Annotated in this window: 18 protein-coding genes; 12 read left to right on the forward strand and 6 right to left on the reverse strand. The window is 49.1% G+C overall.

Annotated elements, in window-relative coordinates; translation table 11 throughout:
• Positions 1-102: 102 nt before the first annotated feature.
• The gene (locus OXH18_RS03225) at positions 103-1101 is read right to left on the reverse strand and encodes a zinc-dependent alcohol dehydrogenase family protein (protein WP_268610982.1); all 999 of its coding nucleotides are present in this window, start codon (positions 1099-1101) and stop codon (positions 103-105) included.
• A gap of 136 nt (positions 1102-1237) precedes the next feature.
• Positions 1238-1570 (reverse strand): ribbon-helix-helix domain-containing protein, encoded by a 333-nt coding sequence (locus tag OXH18_RS03230; protein ID WP_268610983.1) that lies wholly within the window; start codon positions 1568-1570, stop codon positions 1238-1240.
• 128 nt (positions 1571-1698) lie between these two features.
• On the opposite strand from OXH18_RS03230, the gene OXH18_RS03235 reads away from it, so the two are divergent.
• The gene (locus tag OXH18_RS03235; RefSeq protein WP_268610984.1) at positions 1699-2106 is read left to right on the forward strand and encodes a hypothetical protein; all 408 of its coding nucleotides are present in this window, start codon (positions 1699-1701) and stop codon (positions 2104-2106) included.
• Between the two features lie 196 nt (positions 2107-2302).
• Positions 2303-2692: an alr0857 family protein gene (locus OXH18_RS03240; RefSeq protein ID WP_268610985.1), complete on the forward strand. Its 390-nt coding sequence runs from the start codon at positions 2303-2305 to the stop codon at positions 2690-2692.
• 5 nt (positions 2693-2697) lie between these two features.
• On the opposite strand, the gene OXH18_RS03245 is transcribed toward OXH18_RS03240, so the two are convergent.
• Positions 2698-3129, reverse strand: a complete 432-nt coding sequence (locus OXH18_RS03245; protein ID WP_268610986.1) for a hypothetical protein — start codon at positions 3127-3129, stop codon at positions 2698-2700.
• Between the two features lie 463 nt (positions 3130-3592).
• Here OXH18_RS03245 and OXH18_RS03250 point away from each other — a divergent pair, with 463 nt between their 5' ends.
• Positions 3593-3787, forward strand: a complete 195-nt coding sequence (locus OXH18_RS03250; protein ID WP_268610987.1) for a hypothetical protein — start codon at positions 3593-3595, stop codon at positions 3785-3787.
• Between the two features lie 161 nt (positions 3788-3948).
• Positions 3949-4917, forward strand: coding sequence for a GNAT family N-acetyltransferase (locus OXH18_RS03255; RefSeq protein WP_268610988.1), 969 nt, complete (start codon positions 3949-3951; stop codon positions 4915-4917).
• A 3-nt stretch (positions 4918-4920) separates the two neighbouring features.
• Here OXH18_RS03255 and OXH18_RS03260 read toward each other — a convergent pair whose 3' ends face one another.
• Positions 4921-5886, reverse strand: coding sequence for an aldo/keto reductase (locus tag OXH18_RS03260; RefSeq protein WP_315874658.1), 966 nt, complete (start codon positions 5884-5886; stop codon positions 4921-4923).
• Positions 5887-6492: 606 nt separating this feature from the next.
• Here OXH18_RS03260 and OXH18_RS03265 point away from each other — a divergent pair.
• The 8 genes from OXH18_RS03265 (at position 6493) to OXH18_RS03300 (ending at position 16597) form a co-directional block, all read left to right on the forward strand.
• Positions 6493-7500 carry an S-layer homology domain-containing protein gene (locus OXH18_RS03265; protein ID WP_268610990.1) on the forward strand — a complete coding sequence of 336 codons (1008 nt, stop codon included), beginning with the start codon at positions 6493-6495 and terminating at the stop codon, positions 7498-7500.
• A gap of 526 nt (positions 7501-8026) precedes the next feature.
• Positions 8027-10633: an alpha/beta fold hydrolase gene (locus OXH18_RS03270; protein WP_268610991.1), complete on the forward strand. Its 2607-nt coding sequence runs from the start codon at positions 8027-8029 to the stop codon at positions 10631-10633.
• A gap of 120 nt (positions 10634-10753) precedes the next feature.
• Entirely contained in the window at positions 10754-12196 is a 1443-nt protein-coding gene (locus tag OXH18_RS03275) for an MFS transporter (protein ID WP_315874659.1), read from the forward strand.
• A gap of 178 nt (positions 12197-12374) precedes the next feature.
• Positions 12375-13220: an ABC transporter permease gene (locus OXH18_RS03280; RefSeq protein ID WP_268610993.1), complete on the forward strand. Its 846-nt coding sequence runs from the start codon at positions 12375-12377 to the stop codon at positions 13218-13220.
• On the forward strand, positions 13217-14518 hold the full coding sequence (locus OXH18_RS03285) for an ABC transporter ATP-binding protein (RefSeq protein WP_268610994.1): 1302 nt from the start codon (positions 13217-13219) through the stop codon (positions 14516-14518). Before OXH18_RS03280 ends, OXH18_RS03285 begins: the two co-directional genes overlap by 4 nt.
• Positions 14519-14581: 63 nt before the next feature.
• On the forward strand, positions 14582-15457 hold the full coding sequence (locus tag OXH18_RS03290; protein WP_268610995.1) for a glycosyltransferase family 2 protein: 876 nt from the start codon (positions 14582-14584) through the stop codon (positions 15455-15457).
• A 276-nt stretch (positions 15458-15733) separates the two neighbouring features.
• Positions 15734-16150, forward strand: coding sequence for a YidH family protein (locus OXH18_RS03295; RefSeq protein ID WP_268610996.1), 417 nt, complete (start codon positions 15734-15736; stop codon positions 16148-16150).
• An 18-nt stretch (positions 16151-16168) separates the two neighbouring features.
• Entirely contained in the window at positions 16169-16597 is a 429-nt protein-coding gene (locus tag OXH18_RS03300) for a YidH family protein (protein ID WP_268610997.1), read from the forward strand.
• A 65-nt stretch (positions 16598-16662) separates the two neighbouring features.
• Here the strand turns inward: OXH18_RS03300 and OXH18_RS03305 are convergent, their stop codons facing one another.
• Positions 16663-17409, reverse strand: coding sequence for a WecB/TagA/CpsF family glycosyltransferase (locus tag OXH18_RS03305; RefSeq protein ID WP_268610998.1), 747 nt, complete (start codon positions 17407-17409; stop codon positions 16663-16665).
• A gap of 460 nt (positions 17410-17869) precedes the next feature.
• A complete protein-coding gene (locus OXH18_RS03310) occupies positions 17870-18073 on the reverse strand; it encodes a hypothetical protein (RefSeq protein WP_268610999.1) in 204 nt (67 codons plus the stop codon).
• Positions 18074-18316 lie beyond the last annotated feature (243 nt).

The raw sequence follows: 18316 nt of genomic DNA on the forward strand, positions 1-18316 counted from the left end.
AGTAGCAGTAGACACAGTCAAGCAAGGTTGCCATATTTGTAATTGGGCGTGTTATGCAGAGGGAGCAGTTCGCGAACTGTCTTTGCAGGCGGGTTAGATATCTTAGTCGATCAGCAAGACAAGTTTACCCATCATGCTCCCACTCTCTAAGCACTGATGGGCAGCGGCGGCTTGATCCAAGGAAAAAGTTTGCCCCACGTGAATAGTTAATTGGCCTTGATCGATCAACCGGGCACACTGGCGCAAAATCTTGGCTTGTTCCTGTTGGGCCTTCACCAATCCCTTCAACATAGGGGTCAGCATCAATTCAAAACTGACGCGCAGATTGCGATCGCGGGCCGTTTTCCAATCCGTATTGGTATTGGGAGCCAAGAGCGTTACCACATCCCCATACACGCTAGTAGCCGCAAAGCTCTGCGACAACACCGCACCGCCCACCGTATCAAACGCCAGATCGACGCCTTCACCTTTTGTCCAGTGCAGTACTGCATCCACTGGATCAACCTGCTTGTAGAGAATCGGTTGATCGGCTCCCAACTGCGTGACAAATTCTGCCTTTTCTGGAGAACTCACCGTCGTACACACCGTCGCACCTGCCAGCTTTGCCAGTTGGATGGCTACATGACCAACACCGCCCGCACCTGCCTGAATTAACACCTGTTGCCCTGCTTCCAACCGTCCTCGATCGTACAATGCTTCCCAAGCTGTAATTAGCACCAACGGGGCAGCTGCCGCTTCAGCAAAACTAATCGATTTAGGCTTGTGGGCAACAAACTGCTGATCGACGATCGCATATTCGGCATAGTTGCCCGGATGTCCACCTAATCCGCCGTTGCAGAAATACACGGCATCTCCAACTCGAAACTGCTGCACGGCCGATCCCACGGCTTCCACAATCCCTGCCCCATCACAGCCCAAAACGGCTGGCATTCGATCGGGATAAAAAGTTCCGCGTTGCCGCAATTTTGTATCGATCGGATTTACACCCGCTGCTTTGAGGCGCACTAGCAGTTGCGTGTCTTGTTCCAGGATGGGGGTGGGTAATGTTTGCACCTGTAATACATCAGGGCTACCGATGGCGGTCATTAAAATAGCTTTCACGATCGACCCTCGCTGCAATCATCAGTTACTTAGCATACTGAATGATCGAGAGGGAGGTAATGGGTAATGGGTAATAGTAATTTGTGAAGATGTAGGGATGTACAATTACAATTACCGATTACCCAATTCCAAGTTTCTAATGCGCCACACTGTCTACGCTGAGGGGCACTATTTCGCCGTGTGTGGTTAACCCCAATAACATTGGCTGTTGCGGTTGAATAATTGCACCTGTGAGCATACACCGTTCTTCTTGTTGAGCAACGGCGGACATGGTTGCGCGAATGTCCGATCGATTTAACTGTGGATAATCTCCGGATTTTTGCTGCACATAATTCCATAACACATCTCGAATCAGGGCCTGATAGCCTTGGTTGCCTGCCAGTTCTTTAAGCTTTTCTTTCAATTCTCGCTCTAGCCGAATGCTCGTCACTTCCATCTCGGTCGTTGCAGTGCGGTTAATGGTGTACATCTTTTTCCTCCTTTTCAGGACACGTTCTGGGTTATGGAACTTATTGACCGAAAGTCTGGACACTCTCGTAATACAAGTGTAGTATGTAAAAAGCTAGATGCAAACTGTACTTTCCGTGAGGCGGAACCATGACTAAGGCAATCTTTGCGGTTTCACAGCAGTCCACGATTCATGGTGCTGGTGACAGCATGGTGGCTGTTTTGGAGCATCGCTTCTCAGGTGGTCATGGTATGCCGTGCACGATCGCCCCCCCTAGCGGTAATCCAATCCTGTCACCCCTAGCCCTGCTACAGCGTGACATTGTCCCTATTATTTCCCCTCTGGTTTCGGTCGAGGGCGGAATTGATGGCGAGGTCAATGATGGCGCTGTTTTCACCGGCATAGATTTTATTCCAGCGTTCATCGCTAATGTTGTCTCCGATTGTGGAGCGTTCGATCGATGGCGCAAGGGGCTGGCTCGATACCAGCTAGGCGGCACGCACAAACACAGAAGCGGGAGGTACAGCCATGCTAGCCTTGTACCCGAACAGAACTAGAACGCCATTGTTGGTTCTTTTGCCCCCGCTTCTACTCACCGAAAGCGGGGGTTCTTGACCGATCCAGGCAACTTCAAGCTTTCGATGACAGCGTAATAATTGCGTCACTGATGTAGATCGGAAGATGGGATTGATACACCGTCTTCCTCCGAACCCACTTCACCAAGTACTTAAACATTGATGGAGTCTCTCGGTCATGCTGAAAGTTGCCTATACTGAAAGCGGCTTGCACATCGAACGGTTGAATCAGTCTGTTGAAGAGTGGATTTCACTACGAGTTGTTCTAGCGTTGCGAACCAATCGACGGCTAATGGTTGAACATGGCCGGGCATCCATTCTGCTACCCATGTCGTTGCCCAGCTTGCCCAGTTTAGAAACATATCTCAAACCAGAGGAAGTAGAAACAATCGCCATCTCGATCTGCGATGACGAGTTTGTGGAAATTAGTCTGCAAGGAATCTGGATTAGTTCTTGCATGAGCGAAGCCGAAGGAATGTTTGTGGTGGCCCTTAGCCCCCGAACAGAACTGGTTTTGCTTCAACTGTGGCAAGCGTCGCAAACTTGTACGTTTCCGATTTGGCGATGATTTGACTAGTTAGACGGTTCAGCCGCATCGGAACCAGCCTCAATCGCGGGTTCTTCGGTTGCAGCCACAGGGTCTGCTTCAACGTCTGCTTCAATATCCCCCGCTTCGCCTGTCTCAATCGGGGACGGCGGAGCCTCTTCCACAGGAGGCTTAGACTGGGTTGGTTTTGGGCCACGCATTAGTGCCAAATTCACGGGGGGTTTGTCATCTGATTTGCCTTCCTTTCTGCCACCTTTGCCTCTGCGCCGATCGCGATCGTTATCTCGGCTATTATCTCGATTAGGTCGCTCACCGCCAGACCGATTGGGACGGGACGATCGAGTGGGGCGGGAACCAGATTCTCGATCATCGGCAGATGGCTGAGTCGCAGGCTCCTCATGTCCGCCAGCAGCTTCTTTTGCCAGTCGTTCCGACTTTTTGATGGGACGCTCTACCATTGTTATTTTTTAAGTTCTGTTAACTACTAGTATCCTACCTTGCCTGTAGGCCCAACTGGCATAAGAACCAAATTTTGCGCAGGTTGAAACCGAAATGAGATAGTTTCCGAAATCGCATGTAACCCAATTGTATTATCTTGTACTACAATTAAGACTGAACTTGTTGAACCTTAAAGCCACACTTTGCTTGTTTTCTGCCTATTGTCTTGATTCTGTTTACATTTTGTTTACTGATTCGTCTACTTCTTTTGCTCACCCAAATTCATTACCAAATTATCGCGAGATTTCGAAATGCTGAAGCATTAGGTTGTAGCTTAAGTTACAAAGAGTGTAACTTATTTTCTGGTCTACAGTTTCCGAAAAATCGAGCTTAAGGACAGCTTCAGCTATTAACTTCGATCGTCGATGCTTCAATCTTTCGCTTCCGTTGTTTTGCAGCTTTTGTTCCCCATTGGAGATGACTATGTTACTACTATATGTACGCTTGCATTGGCGGGAGCGTCAACCTTCTTCTCCACAGAAGAATTGCTCTGACCAAGATTACTCACTCAAGTCTGTCGAGCGGAACCACCTATCTCAAAAGGCGCATCAATCGATGGTGAACAAATTGCGCCAAGTTGAATCGAATTATGCGTTGAATCGTCGGCTGTTTCTGTAAATGGTTCTTCTTTGTAGTTCCGTAGGGTGGGTACTGCCCACCTTATACCAATTTCTAAAAATCGACGAGCATCTCTTTGCACAACCGATCGACCGATCGACATGTATCAGTTTTGTTTTTACAACCATGCAATTTGCACCAGTCATCAACGGTGACAAGTGATGATCACTTTACTAGCACGTTCTTACGCAAACGAACGCGATCTACAACCAATCGCTGATTTATTGAACACATGCGAGGCGATCGATCGCGAAGAAAATTATTACTCCACAATAGAATTGCAACAACAAGTTACAAGCCCAGATTGCAACCCCGATCGTGACCTGCGGTTGTGGTATGACAACAGCGGACAACTGATTGCATTTGGACAATTGTGGATTCCTTCCAGTGCACTTAATACAGCCGGACAGGTAGATAGTTCGTTGTGGTTTCGCGTCCATCCTGACTTTCGCTGCCAAGGATTAGAAGCTGAAATCATCACTTGGGCAGAAGCGGTACTGCGGGACGTGGCGGCGGACGGTGTGCCACTGAAACTCCTAACTCCCTGTCGATCGCAGCAGCAACATTCCCGAACCCTGCTGGAACAGCACGGATTCACAATCGAGCGGCAATTTTCGCGCATGAGGCGATCGTTGCATGAGCCAATTCCGCTGCTGCAACTGCCCAATGGCTTTACGCTGAAAACGGGCACTGAGTTTGACTTTGCTGCTTGGGTGGAAATGTTTAACCAAACCTTCGTAGATCATTGGAATTTTCATCCCTTGACGATCGAAGAATTCAAGCACGAGATTTTGAACGATCCCCGTTATCGTCCTGACCTAGATTTAGCGGCTGTAGCGGCTGATGGAACCTATGCCGCCTTTTGCTATGGCTGGATTGACCCTGAAACCAACCAGCAACAAAATCGCCTAGAGGGGCACATCAGCGCACTGGGAACTCGACGAGAGTTCCGTCGCTTGGGGTTGGGGCGAGCCATGCTGCTAGCGGCACTGCGGCGCCTAAAGGCAGCAGGCATGGAGATTGCTAGCCTGAATGTGGATGAACAGAATTCCAATCAGGCTCAGCAGCTATATCACTCTGTGGGGTTTCGTCCGCATCACACCACGCTGCATTACAGCAAATGTCTGTAGTGCTTAAGCCGCAAAGTTCCACATCACGGGATCAGCATCTAAGTGATCGGTGACGCTGCGGCTAATCCGATCGATTTCTTCCAACTCGTCTGGATTGAGCGTTACTTCTGCGGCGGCGGCATTCTGAACGGCCTGATCAGGATTGCGCGCCCCCACAATTGCACTAGTTTGCGGTTGAGCAATCAGCCAAGCTAGAGATAACTGAGCAAGGGTGCAGTTATGACGATCGGCAATGGGTCGCAATTGATCTAATGCTTTCTGCGCCCGTTGGAAGTGTTCACCCTGGAACAGCTTGTTCTTAGTGCGAATATCACCCTCGGCAAACTTGTGATCTGGGCCAAATTTGCCCGTCAGTAATCCCTGCGCCAGCGAGGAATAGGCGATGATGGAAATATCATTTTCGACACAGTAGGGCATAATGTCCTGCTCTACCTGTCGCCAAAACAAGGAGTAGGGCGGCTGAATACTATCAATTTGTCCATATTGGGCTGCTTCCGCCAGTTGCTCCTTAGAGAAATTGGACACGCCGATCGATCGAATTTTACCTTGCTGCTTTAGGTCGTTTAGGGCCCGCATTGTTTCTTCGATCGGCACAACTTTGTTCTTAAAAGAACCTGCTGGCCAGTGAATTTGATACAGGTCAATGTAATCGGTTTTCAAGCGCTGGAGGGAACCTTCACAGGCATCCATCACCTGTTGATATTCCAGATGATTGGGAAATACCTTTGTAGCATACACCACCCGATCGCGCACCGAGTGTAGCGCTTGCGCCACTAGTTCCTCTGAGTATCCATTGCCATAGATTTCAGCGGTATCAAAGGTGGTTACTCCCGCATCATAGGCCGCCCGCATGGCTTGAATTACTTCTGCATCTTCAATGCCAACCCAGCCCGTTTTACCAGCTTGCCATGTGCCAAAAATAATCGGCGTAATGGTGATTCCAGATTTACCGAGTAATCGTGCCATGATGGATTCCTAAATTCAACTGCCTATAGCAACGTTAGCGCATCCAATCATCACACAGCAGATTCAGCTTCGAGTGCTTTAAGGGGGTGAAACGTCTCCAGAGCGTAAGCCACTACAGTGTTGCCAGATATTGCCAAATTAGGCGTTGCTGAACAGAAGTATGATTCTCGTGCTGGAGCTTCTTCTTGCAGTCCTCACCCTAGCCCTCTCGCAAAGGAAAGGGAACAACAAGCCTGGCTCCCTTCTCCTAATGAGAAAAGTTGGGAATGCGGGCAATTCCTATCTGCGTTCAGCAACGCCCCAAATTAATAGATAAAACAAACGGGTCTACAGGTAGGTTGCTCAATAATAAAGTCCACTTTTGAATCTGAGTTAGAGCGTTGCTCTTTACTCCAATCTATCCGAGCTTGACAATCTCATATCAGTCTCAATGCAAGACACTACTTAATGATTTTTTCGAGGTACTCTAAAAATTTGCAATCCTTTCAACCTACTGGGATAATCGCAGCAGAAAACTCTTAATTTTTTATCAGTCCTCTTGGTCTGCAAGTGTCCCTTGCCCATCTTAGTGTCCCTCTACCGTTTCGTTGATCTAAGTGAATTGTAGCTATGACTGGACAGCCCCCTCCGGACCCTCGTTCTCGTAACCGTGATCTTGGCTTTGATGAGTTAGTTGCTATTTTTGTTTCCCTAGCGGCGATCGGCACCATTTTATTTTGGGGCTTGACCCGTGGAGATGGCATGAGGCTGACTGATTTGGGTGTGTTTGCTGATCCCACCCTTGAATCCGATCGAACACGAATTATTCCAGGAACTCGTCCTGAGAGCGATCGAACTATCATCACAGAAGAGTCTGCCCCGATTCAACCCTCGCCCACTGTGCAGGCTCCAATTCCAGCCACGCCCGTTGCTCCGGCTGTCGTGCCACCCCGATCGGTGACTGATCGTGCTGCCACAGCCCCCCAAACCACCCCAGCCCCTCCCGCAGCAACGGGGCCAATCGTAATTGCGCCACCACCCACTGCCGCTGCTGTACAATTCCCCGATGTGCCCGCCGACTATTGGGCCCGTCCATTCATTGATGATTTAAGCCAACGCAGAATCATTACCGGCTTGGAAGACGGCACCTATCGACCAGAGCAAGCTGTCACCCGTGCGCAATTTGCCACGCTAATTCAGTCAATTTTGCCGCCCGATCGAACCCAAGCCTCGATCGCCTTCAACGATGTTAGTGCTGATTATTGGGCCACGCCCGCCATCAACGCAGCCGTGCAGTCCGGGTTTTTGCGAGGATATCCCGACGGCAGTTTTCAGCCAGATCAACCCGTATCGCGGGTGCAGGTTTTAACATCCCTTGTGAATGGCTTGCAGCTATCTCCAGCCGCCAGCAACGATAACGTGAATCGATATACGGATGCTGACCAAATTCCCGACTGGGCGATTCCCATCGTAGCAACTGCCACGAATGAGGGATTAGTTGTGAACCATCCCGACGTCAATCAATTGAATCCCAATCAGCCCGCCACCCGTGCTGAAATTGCAGCGATCATCTATCAAGCTCTAGAAGCAACTGGGCAAGTACCGCCCATTCAATCCCAGTTTGTAGTGCAACCTTAACTAACCGAGGCATGGGAAATGGGGCATCAGTTGTCATATCAGTCATCATAGAGGCGGGGATTTTCTCAATCATCCCCGCTTCCCCATTCCCACTTCCCGCTTTCCCACTCTATATGTCCTTCTCAAGTTTTTTGCTAGGGCGGCCATCGATCGCCGCGGGTTGTTCATTCAGTAGATGAATTCCTTCCATCATCACTAATCCATCTCACAGTTGGTTGAACAGTTTAAAGACAACTGTCTGACAGCGGTGAAGGAATCCTGCATCGCCCTCATCCCCAGCCCTGACCCATACTTGGCATCAGAGAGCCGAACCTGCTTCTCTGGTGTCCTCCTCTCTCAGATTGGGGAGCGGTAAAGGCCAGAGCGGCGCACATCACGTAAGTATAATTACCTTTGAACAAGGGAGAATTCCGATCGCTACAGAAAGACAATGGTGATTGGTAAAGTCAATCACATCACGTCACAGAAACGTTGAGAAATGTCTGCGGCAGAATGTATCTAATGAGACGACAGCCACGAATCAAGCATGAGCATATTTAACTTCACGGTTGATCGAACGGTTGATCAATCAGCTGATCAAACTGCCACTTGCCCTCTGCACGAAGCGATCGAACCATCACAACCCCCATCTCGGTTTAGACACCGTTGGATTCAGCTTTTCTCGGTTTGTTGTGCGATTGGGGTGGGGCTGTTGCCACTGATGAAGCCTAAACCTGTTCTCAGCGCTGAACAAGTTTCAGTCACCTACGGTCCATTCGAGTTCCCTCTATCGATCGAATCGCTAGAAACATTTGCAGAAACCGGAGAAATCACTGGAGGAATGCGGTTCTATGCACGCTTCCTCGACGATGTTGCTCTAGCAGAATTTCAGCAGTTTTTACAGCGACGGTTTGAGGTGAATCCGTTTGTGCTCTCGCAGCTTACCTATTCTCCATTAGGTGAAGATGTCGTGCGGCGCTTGGGGGATGTTATCCGCACTGATGCCAATCTCAATGGATTTTATGCGCTGCGATCGGCGATGATTTTGGCAGCCAACGATCCAGAGGGGCTGTCGGTGTTGGGGGTGCTGCGACAATATCCGTCCTACCGCATCCGCATTAGTGCTCAACAGCTTTTTCAATTACGGCGAGAGCTAACCAAGCAAATTGAATATCGGGATGCGGCCATTGCGGCTATTGAGGAAGTTGCAACTCTGGAAGCGGCGAATCGTTCGGCGATCGATCTTCCAGCATTGCCTGTTCCAGGAGAACCCGGCCCGTATGCTGTGACCATGCAATCACTCATCCTAAATCGCGATCGACAAACATTGTTGGGTGAAACGATCGAACGGCGATTCCGGGTGTTGGTCTACTTGCCCAATGGATTGACAGAACCCGCCCCTGTGGTTGTGATTTCCCACGGACTGGGTTCTACTCCCGAAGCGTTTGCTTATTTGGGGGAACATTTAGCCACGCATGGATTTGTGACAGTATTGCCGCAGCACATTGGTAGTGACGAGAGCCGCCGAGAGGGCGCATTAACCGGAGTTTTCAGTAGCGTTGTTACCCCAGTGGAATTTGTCGATCGGCCCTTTGACATCAGCTATACCCTGGATGAACTAGAGCGTTTGAATGAAACAGATGCTCGGTTTCAAGGTCGCATGAACCTGGAACAAGTAGGCGTGATTGGCCATTCTTTTGGCGGCTACACAGCCCTGGCACTAGCAGGGGCCAATCTCAAGACTCAAGCCTATTTACGGCAACAGTGCGAAACCCTCAGCGCTCGCCTTGATGCATCGTTTGTGCTGCAATGTACGGCTGCTTCGTTGCCGCCCTTCACCTTTGCACTGCAAGATGAGCGCATCAAAGCGACGATCGCTGTCAGTCCGCTCACTAGTCTCGTATTTGGACCAGAGGGAATGGGGCAAATTCAGACTCCCACCATGATTGTAGCGGGCAGCAATGATTTCATCGCCTCGGCGGTTCAAGAACAGATTCACCCGTTCCTATGGCTCGATATGTCCGAGAAATACCTAGCAGTGATGGTTCCGAGTAGTCATACGTTTGTCGATCGCACGCCGCCCGGCAGTAATCCGACCTTGGATGCGATTAGCACATTGTTGTCGGGTCCAGCGCCAGAGTTGGGGCAAGCCTATGTGCGCGAACTCAGTACAGCGTTTATGCAAACGTACTTAGGAAATCAGCCAGAGTATGAAGCGTTTCTCACCGCTGCCTATGCTCGGTCAATTGAACAAGAGCCGCTACAGCTAGAACTGATTCGATCGTTAACGCCTGAACAGCTAGAGCAAGCGTTTGGCGGGCCACCACCGATTCCCTTTTTCCCGGATATGGCCACCGCAGGCGCAAGCCCCGATCGTTCTGATCAATCAGGAGCGACTTTACAAACCATTGCTGAAACCGGAGTACTCCGCGCTGCGATTCGAGTAGACAGTCCCCCTTTCGGTTTTGTAGATGCCAACGATCAGATCCGTGGATATTGCGTCACCCTTTTAACTGGGTTAACCGATCGCTTGCAGCAGCAATTGGGCACCCCGGTGCGCCTGGACATTAGTACCGAATCCACTCGCGAAAACCGCTTTGCAATCGTTCAAGATGGCACCGTACAGATCGAATGCGGCCCGAATCGGTTGCGACCCGATCTAGAAGATGTCCGGTTTTCTACGCCCTTTTTCCTAACTGGCACTCAGTTTTTAGTGCGCACCACAGAAACCGAGCAGATCAACCCACTCAGCAACTTAGCCAATGTGCGCGTGGGGGTAGTAGACGAAACCACCGCTGCTTTTGTGCGACAACGCTACCCTCGTGCCACCCTTGTGCCGTTTGCTGAAAATAGTACCATTACTACAGGCGTGCAGGCCTTGGTCGATGGGACAATTGACGCCATGGCCGCTGACGGCATTCTACTGTTAAATGCTGCCGATCGAGCCAACCTATCTACCAACGACTATACACTATTGCCCAGAGGCCCCCTCACTTGTGCTCCCTATAGCCTGATCCTGCCAGAGGATGATGCTCAATGGCAGGAAACCGTGGATGATTTTCTGGTAGGACAAGCAGGCAGAGACATTCGCAGACAGCAATTTGCTAACCTAAGCTCCTATTTGTTCTTAACGTTGGACTATTGTGTGGAGTGAGTAGGAACAGTGGATTGGGAAATTGGGCAAACGGCTAAACCACAGATGCACCTTTCGGTTTTCCTTCCTCATCTACTCATTCACCCATCCACGTTCATCCTTTCTTTGCATCCTTCACGCATGACACCGACCGAATCCGTTCAACTTCGATCGTTCGAGCAACAGCTAAATCGCGCTGACCTCACGCGAGTCATGTGGCTACTGTGGGGCTTATCGGCCGGGTTGATTGCCCTTGATGGGTTTGATTTTTTCATTATTGGCGTGGCGCTGCCGTTCATTCAGCGCGATTTTGGCTTAAACGCGACGGAAATTGGGGCAGTGGCGGGGGCCGCAGTGGCAGGAGCACTAGTTGGTTCGCTGACCCTTGGACCAGTCACCGATCGCATTGGGCGACAAATAATGCTGCTGGTGGACATTGCCATTTTCGTTGTGGCGACGACAGGAACAGCGCTGGCTTGGAATGCGGCATCGCTAATTCTATTTCGCTTTTTGGTGGGGGTTGGGATCGGGGCAGACTATCCCATCAGTGTTGCTTACATTACCGAGAATGTGCCTGCACGCTTGCGGGGACGAATGGTAATCGGTGCTTTTACGTTTCAAGCAGTGGGTGCATTGCTGGGGGCCGTGACCGGATTAACGTTGATCTATCTCTTTCAACAATATGATTCCACCACAGATGAACTGGCAATTCACTATGCATGGCGGGCGATGCTGGGAGTGGGGCTATTACTGGCGATCGGCGTTGGCGCATTACGACTGAGCTTTTTGCTAGAAAGTCCTCGCTACTATATCGCTCGTGGCGAATACGACGAAGCCTCGAAGGCGGCTGCCATTCTCTTAGAAGAGCCGATCATCATCACCCCTGACACTGATCCGCCCGATCGCGAACCACAACTGCCCTACCACGCGCTGTTTTCCTCCACCTATCGCCGCGCTACTGCCCTGGCCTCGCTACCTTGGTTTTTGCAAGATATTGCCACCTACGGCATTGGCATTTTTACTCCGGTAATTCTAACTGCGTTGGCTTTTGCCCACGAAGCTGATTTTATGGCGCAGACAATAGCTTCGGCTCAAGGCGCGGCAGTGGTCGATCTGTTTCTAATTGGGGGATTCTTGATAGCGGTATGGTTGGTCGATCGGGTTGGACGCATTCGTTTACAGATTATTGGCTTCGTGGGCATGGCGATCGGGCTATTGATTCTGGCAGTATCCGATCGCTTGGCTTCCGAAACGATATCCACTACAGCACTCGTATTAATTGGCTTTTTGGTGTTTAACTTGACGATGAATGCAGGGCCAAATTCCACCACATTTCTTCTATCGGGTGAAGTATTTCCTACCTCCATTCGTGCTAGTGGGGCTGGGTTTGCCGCTGCGGTGGCCAAAGCCGGGGCCGTAATAGGAACGATGTTATTGCCACCGTTGCAAAAATCTTTGGGCATTTCCACGCTGCTGGTGCTGTTGGCGCTGCTGTGCGGGTTGGCGGCCATTCTCACCCATCTCTTTCGCATTGAAACAGTAGGACGATCGCTAGAATCAGTTGAACCCAAGCCGCAGAATTAAGCACACTCATTGATGGTCGATTTGATGGTCGATTTGATGGTCGATCGTCCGGTTACTCACTGGTTATCTCTGTCTAAATCTTTAGTAAAGCCAAATTAATTAACTTGACGAATGTTTGCGGAATGGTTTTGCTGTTATATGGCCATAGAGTCTAGCCTGCATCTGAATGAGGATCTATATGCCGCCGAGGACTTACTACACACCCGAAAGTTACCTGAGACGGCCATTCAAGCTACTGCGGGAGATGTGGCGAGATTTATTAGCCTCGCGTGAGTTGGCATGGCGGCTGATGGTGCGGGATATCAGCGCTCAATATCGTCAATCGTTTTTGGGATTTACTTGGGCCTTCTTACCTCCCATCCTCATGGCAACTGGCTTTACCTTGGCAGGGCAAGCCGAGGTGTTTAATGTCGGTGCAACCGATATCCCCTATCCCGCCTATGTCATGTTTGGCACGTCGCTGTGGCAAACCTTTACAGAATCCATCAATGGTCCAGTTCAAGCCGTCACACAGGCAAAACCGATGCTAGCACGAGTTAACTTCCCGCGCGAGGCGATTATTCTAGCGAAGGTGGGTGAGGTGCTGTTCAACTTTGCCATCAAGCTCATTCTCATCATTGGACTATTTGTTTACTTTCAAATTTCAGTTAAATGGACAGTCATTCTGACTCCTGTACCCTTGATTCACTTGATTTTACTAGGAACGTTAGTTGGCACGTTGCTTTCTCCATTAGGAGCGCTGTACCAAGATGTCTCGAAAGGTTTAACGTCACTGTTAGGCTTGTGGCTATTTATTACTCCAGTCGTCTATCCGGTTCCCTCTGAAGGATTGTTCGGAATGTTGGTAAGGTTAAATCCGGTGACACCGCTACTCGTCATGATTCGTGAATTAGCAACATCGGACGTGCTAACCCAAGCTCAAGCGTTTTGGATTGTTAGTATCTTGACGTGGCTTGGCATTTTTCTCACTTGGATTACCTTCCGCATTGCTATGCCGTATGTCATCGAGAGAGTTAGTTCATGACTACTATCCACACAAGAATTCAAGACGCTGTTATCCCGGATGATGACGATGTAGTGCTTGCAGTCGATCGAGTCTCGAAGAAATTTTGTCGCGATTTGCATCGATCGCTCCTCTATGGCGTGCAAGACATTACCAGCGATTTGCTAGGCGGAAGACGCCATACTGAAAAATTGCGATCGGGCGAATTTTGGGCACTAAACAACGTCAGCTTTCAACTGCGACGGGGCGAGGCTTTGGGGTTGGTGGGGGCGAATGGAGCCGGGAAAAGTACGCTATTGCGCATCATCAGTGGTCTAATTAAACCAGACACTGGCTCGGTGATGGTTGAGGGCAGAGTTGCCCCATTGATTGCGCTGGGAGCCGGGTTTAACCCAATTCTCACTGGACGCGAAAATATTTACGCTAATATGTCCATCCTGGGATTATCAACTCGCGAAATTAAACGGCGATTTGATGATGTGGTTGATTTTGCTGAAATTTGGGACGCGATCGACGCTCCGGTACAAAGCTATAGTTCTGGCATGGCTGCGCGGTTGGGGTTTGCCTGTGCGGTACATATTGAGCCGGACGTACTGCTAATTGACGAGGTGTTGTCGGTGGGGGATGTGAAGTTCAAGGTCAAGTGCCATCAGCGCCTAGGGCAACTACGGGAGAATGGAACCGCCTTTGTCTTGGTTTCTCATAACCCACACAGTGTCTTGAATGTATGTAATACATCAGTTTATCTTGCCAAGGGTAGGTTGCTAGCGGCTGGTGAGACCGAATCCATTATTCGCCAATATGAAGAAGATTTGTGCCTAAGTGGAACTGAAATGGCAACAGGGCGGTTGGTCTTGCCTGCAAAACCTCCTGGCGAAAGCACCGGAGTAGACATTACGGCACTGTGCTTTAAGGATGAACAGGGTGATTTGTTAACGGCTCCTGCTACAGGTGAGCCGGCTTTCTTGTCCATTGAATGTAACGTCTGTGAACCTGTTGAAGCGGCGAATGTGAGCTGTCAAATTACGGCCCTGGCAGGTGAGTACGATAAGGTACTGTATCTCACCACAGCCAGCGACAACGAGTTCATTCATTTGCCATCTGGTCACGTTGAGATTCAAATGCAGATGCCCTATTTGGGTCTTAAACCAGGTGTCTATAGCGCAAAAATTTCAGTTCGCCAGGGTGTACGCTCCTTTGATATTGTCAAGTCATTTCGATTCACTGTAAAGGCTAGTAAAAACGTAAGTCGCTGTCTATTCTATCAACCTCGATCGTGGAAAACGATTCATCATTCTGCATCATTTAAATCTCACTGAGATTGTTCTCAAACGCGATAAAGCCATTACCACTGGTTGTATGTTCTATTGTATTCATCCGTTATGAACTCTCCTACTCTCAGTGTCATTATTCCTACTCATAATCGCCCCCATTTGCTTCCTTTGGCAGTTCAAAGTGCGCTTGACCAAACCTTTGAAGACTTGGAGGTGATTGTGGTGGATGATGCATCCACGGAACTCGCCGTGTTGCCGAATGATCCGCGTCTACGGGTGATTCGCCTTTCAATGTCTCGTGGAGGAGCAGGTGCGCGCAATGTTGGCACTGAAGCTGCTCAAGGACGGTGGATCACCTATTTGGATGATGACGATCGCCTACTACCTCATATGGTTGCTACATCGTTGGCAGCGCTCGATCAAGCAACTCTGCCACCACCCGTTGCAGTAATCTCTGGTATTGAGGTCATTAACGCTCAGGGACAACCTCTACATCAGCGGTTTCCACCACCCATCCGTCCTCGTGGTTGCTACTTTGCGTTGGAAGAGTTGGAAGCTGGTAAATCTTACAATACCAAGCAAACACTGGTCGTTGAGCGGGAGGTCATTCTCCAGATGGGAGGATGGGATGAAACATTTCGTTCACGTGTACATTCTGAATTGTTTCTCCGATTAAATCCAGTTTGCTCGATCGTTGGTGTACCTGTTATTACCTATCAACTCTATAAACATGGAGAAATCCAAGTTTCTAGAAATCCTGCGTTGCGTCAGCACAGCTTTGAACAACTGATCCAAAAGCATCGAGCAGCGTTTGAGGCTCATCCTAAAATGTTTGCGAAATTTGTCTACGATCACGCTCAAACCTCTTACGAACAAGGTCAAATCAAGGCAGCGATCGTCAATTGGTTAAGAGCAATGAAGCTTTCGCCGCAGTATACTTTCAGCCAAATGATTCAACCATTCCGCAAAAGATTGCATCGTTAAATTTCCAAAGCTGTTTTAATCGATATCTACTAACGAGGTCTCAGTCGTGTGTGGCCATTGGGTAGCACCAACAACGTCTAGACAGACAAGTGGAAATACTGGCAACCTCAAGATTTTGAAGGTAGATCGTGGGTGTCCAACAGCGGCTGGCCGATTCGGTTTACTGATGTTGGAGCATGATTGATCCGCCGGATGTCAGCAAATGGATCATTGGCGGAGGCAATTACGGTTTAGCATAATCCTTATGAGCCAACGCTGAGCCACCCTTTCGCTTTTATGAATGATCCGATGCCCCCTTCTAAACCTGGACACGTCAATGTGCAAGCTGAACTGGCTAAAGAGCGCAATCGGGCGGCAGCCGAGCGTACCCTGATGGCATGGATTCGGACTTGTTTGGCTTTGATCAGTTTTGGGTTTGGTATCGATAGCATCGTCAGTGCCATTCGCAGTTTGCAGTTTGCCAATGAGATCAATCCGATTCGCTTTTCCCGGATTCTGGGCTTAGCCTTCATCGCCTTGGGAATCTATGCCATGATAATGGCCACGATCGAGCATCGCCAAGAATTGCGCCGAATTCAGCGTGAAGAGTATCGCTATACTCCCCGTCGTTCTTTGGGATTAACCGTTGCCCTTGCGCTGGTTGGCATTGGAATTTATGCGTTCGTTGGCATTTTAGTGCGGGCGTTCATCTAGAAGAAGGAGGGATGAGCAATGAGGGATGAATTTCGATCCTTACCAGAACCACCGACTGGCGCGACCAACGAACTGGCTAAAGAGCGGAACCGGGCAGCGGCTGAGCGTACACTCATGAGTTGGGTTCAGAATTGCTTGTCATTGATTGGTTTTGGCATTGCCTTCGATCGGATTTTCAATGCAATCGATCAAACATTTCCCAACAACGATCGGATTTTGAACACGACCCTCACTGCTCTGATCGGTTTAAGTGCGATCGCAGCAGGCGTCATTTTGTTGATACTAGCCATCATCAGTTACCTTCAGCAAATTCAAGGGCTAGGTCAGGCAAACTTTCCCTATCAAACGCCCCATTCTCGTTCGTTATTAACCCTGATTGCTACCTCAATCATGTTATTTGGAACCATTGCGATTGTGGCGATTTTGATTAGGCTTGCCACACAGTAGGACACTGAGTAGCCAGATGTATTCCATTGTGTTTCGGGTGATAGGAATAGCGATCGCTAGTGCATTTAGACGCTAACCGAGTAGACCAACGCCCGCCAAGCAAACTTCGGTAAAGCTAACATGCGTCGCCACCGCCATGGTTCTTGATACAGACGATAGGCCCACTCGAGATGATTGTTGCGTAACCAGCCCGGGGCGCGAGTTTTCGTACCTGCCCAAATATCAAAACTACCACCTACTCCAATCCAAATTGCGTTTGGGCAGATGTGGCGATGGTCAGCAATCCAAAATTCTTGGCGCGGCACTCCTAACCCCACCAGAATGATATGCGGCTGCAAATCTTTCAAGGTTTGCAAGAGCAATGGCTGTTCATCGATCGTCAAATATCCGTGCTGCACCCCTGCAATTGGCAACCCTGGCACTTGCTGTTGCCAGCGATCGGCAGCCGTTTGTGCCACGCCAGGAGCACCACCATAGAAAAAAACAGGGCAGGACTGCTCCAACGTAACAGATTGTCGCAACAACAGTTCAGCTAGCTCAATTCCTGGGCATCGCCGCACCCGATTGCCATGAAACTGTAAATACAGCACCACACCCGAACCATCGGGAACCACCAGTTCAGCTTGTCGAATAATTGCTGCCAGCGCTTCATTCGATTCTGCCTGCATCGCCATCTCAGCGTTCAGCGTTACCACATGTGTCCCTTGCTGCTGTTGCAGACGATCGAGTAACCAACCAGCGTAATTGGTCAGTAAGTGCACAGGCAACCCTAGGACAGACGATGTAGACAACGATTCTTGTGACGACTTCATGGTGGTTAATGGTTATCTTTATAGGTATTCGTTGCTCTTTATCCCAAACCAATTATAAAGATAGAAGGAAAAGGCGCAATTAATGCAATTCTCTATCAAGTTACATAGTGTACCGACTCCTACTAACCTCCCTTATTAAGGAGAGGAGCCGCAGGCGGTGAGGTGAAGGCGATGCAACATGACAAAGTACTAATATAGGATGTGCTAGCAAACAACATTGACCAAACATTATTAACAAACAGCAAGTATCAACAAACAGCAAGAAAAAAGGGCGAGATACCTCACCCTTGCAAAGAGATTTTATAGTGAACAATGAATCAAACACATTGATGCGAAGAATATACTAAAAAACAGTGTATCAAAATGATACTTTTGGGAATGACATTTTCGGAAATAACGCTTGCAGAAATTAGACAATTATTCAGCCAACGTTCACAGTGGCTGGCAAAGTATTGAATGGTTAAACAAATAGGCGTGGAACGTTGCCTTGATCAAATACTAGCGTAGTGGTGATAGCAGGACGATCGCCAGAAGCAGCTAAATTTTGATCAAAAATAAACTCACTATAATCGGCTAAATTGTCAAGCCCTACCAGGTTGAGAATCACTTCTGCAATCAGCCAAGTTGCAGTTTTAAGAAATAAATTTCTCCGTTGTGCGTTCATCTGTCTTTCCTCCCATCCTGGCGATTCCTGCAAGTTTGAGGTGGTGTTCGTTGTGTTTGATGTCCTATCAAGTTCTCCAGCCTTTAATAGGGACATTATGCAAAGCGTTACAGTTTTTTATGAGAAGTTCACACTGGCTATTACTTTACAAATGCTGCTTTAAGGTCAACCGCAATCTCCTGATGCCTCAATGTTTTGATCTACAGCGGTGAATTTGTGAGCCATATCACAGACCGTGTTATT

The sequence above is a fragment of the Thermocoleostomius sinensis A174 genome, assembly GCF_026802175.1.
Taxonomy (GTDB): domain Bacteria; phylum Cyanobacteriota; class Cyanobacteriia; order Elainellales; family Elainellaceae; genus Thermocoleostomius; species Thermocoleostomius sinensis.

What these genes read in the sequence shown, in the direction of transcription:
- OXH18_RS03230 (WP_268610983.1), bottom strand. Translation starts at nt 1,570, where the DNA reads ATGTACACCATTAACCGCACTGCAACGACCGAGATGGAAGTGACGAGC.
- OXH18_RS03235 (WP_268610984.1), top strand. Translation starts at nt 1,699, where the DNA reads ATGACTAAGGCAATCTTTGCGGTTTCACAGCAGTCCACGATTCATGGT.
- OXH18_RS03240 (WP_268610985.1), top strand. Translation starts at nt 2,303, where the DNA reads ATGCTGAAAGTTGCCTATACTGAAAGCGGCTTGCACATCGAACGGTTG.
- OXH18_RS03245 (WP_268610986.1), bottom strand. Translation starts at nt 3,129, where the DNA reads ATGGTAGAGCGTCCCATCAAAAAGTCGGAACGACTGGCAAAAGAAGCT.
- OXH18_RS03250 (WP_268610987.1), top strand. Translation starts at nt 3,593, where the DNA reads ATGTTACTACTATATGTACGCTTGCATTGGCGGGAGCGTCAACCTTCT.
- OXH18_RS03255 (WP_268610988.1), top strand. Translation starts at nt 3,949, where the DNA reads ATGATCACTTTACTAGCACGTTCTTACGCAAACGAACGCGATCTACAA.
- OXH18_RS03265 (WP_268610990.1), top strand. Translation starts at nt 6,493, where the DNA reads ATGACTGGACAGCCCCCTCCGGACCCTCGTTCTCGTAACCGTGATCTT.
- OXH18_RS03270 (WP_268610991.1), top strand. Translation starts at nt 8,027, where the DNA reads ATGAGCATATTTAACTTCACGGTTGATCGAACGGTTGATCAATCAGCT.
- OXH18_RS03275 (WP_315874659.1), top strand. Translation starts at nt 10,754, where the DNA reads ATGACACCGACCGAATCCGTTCAACTTCGATCGTTCGAGCAACAGCTA.
- OXH18_RS03280 (WP_268610993.1), top strand. Translation starts at nt 12,375, where the DNA reads ATGCCGCCGAGGACTTACTACACACCCGAAAGTTACCTGAGACGGCCA.
- OXH18_RS03285 (WP_268610994.1), top strand. Translation starts at nt 13,217, where the DNA reads ATGACTACTATCCACACAAGAATTCAAGACGCTGTTATCCCGGATGAT.
- OXH18_RS03290 (WP_268610995.1), top strand. Translation starts at nt 14,582, where the DNA reads ATGAACTCTCCTACTCTCAGTGTCATTATTCCTACTCATAATCGCCCC.
- OXH18_RS03295 (WP_268610996.1), top strand. Translation starts at nt 15,734, where the DNA reads ATGAATGATCCGATGCCCCCTTCTAAACCTGGACACGTCAATGTGCAA.
- OXH18_RS03300 (WP_268610997.1), top strand. Translation starts at nt 16,169, where the DNA reads ATGAGGGATGAATTTCGATCCTTACCAGAACCACCGACTGGCGCGACC.
- OXH18_RS03305 (WP_268610998.1), bottom strand. Translation starts at nt 17,409, where the DNA reads ATGAAGTCGTCACAAGAATCGTTGTCTACATCGTCTGTCCTAGGGTTG.
- OXH18_RS03310 (WP_268610999.1), bottom strand. Translation starts at nt 18,073, where the DNA reads ATGAACGCACAACGGAGAAATTTATTTCTTAAAACTGCAACTTGGCTG.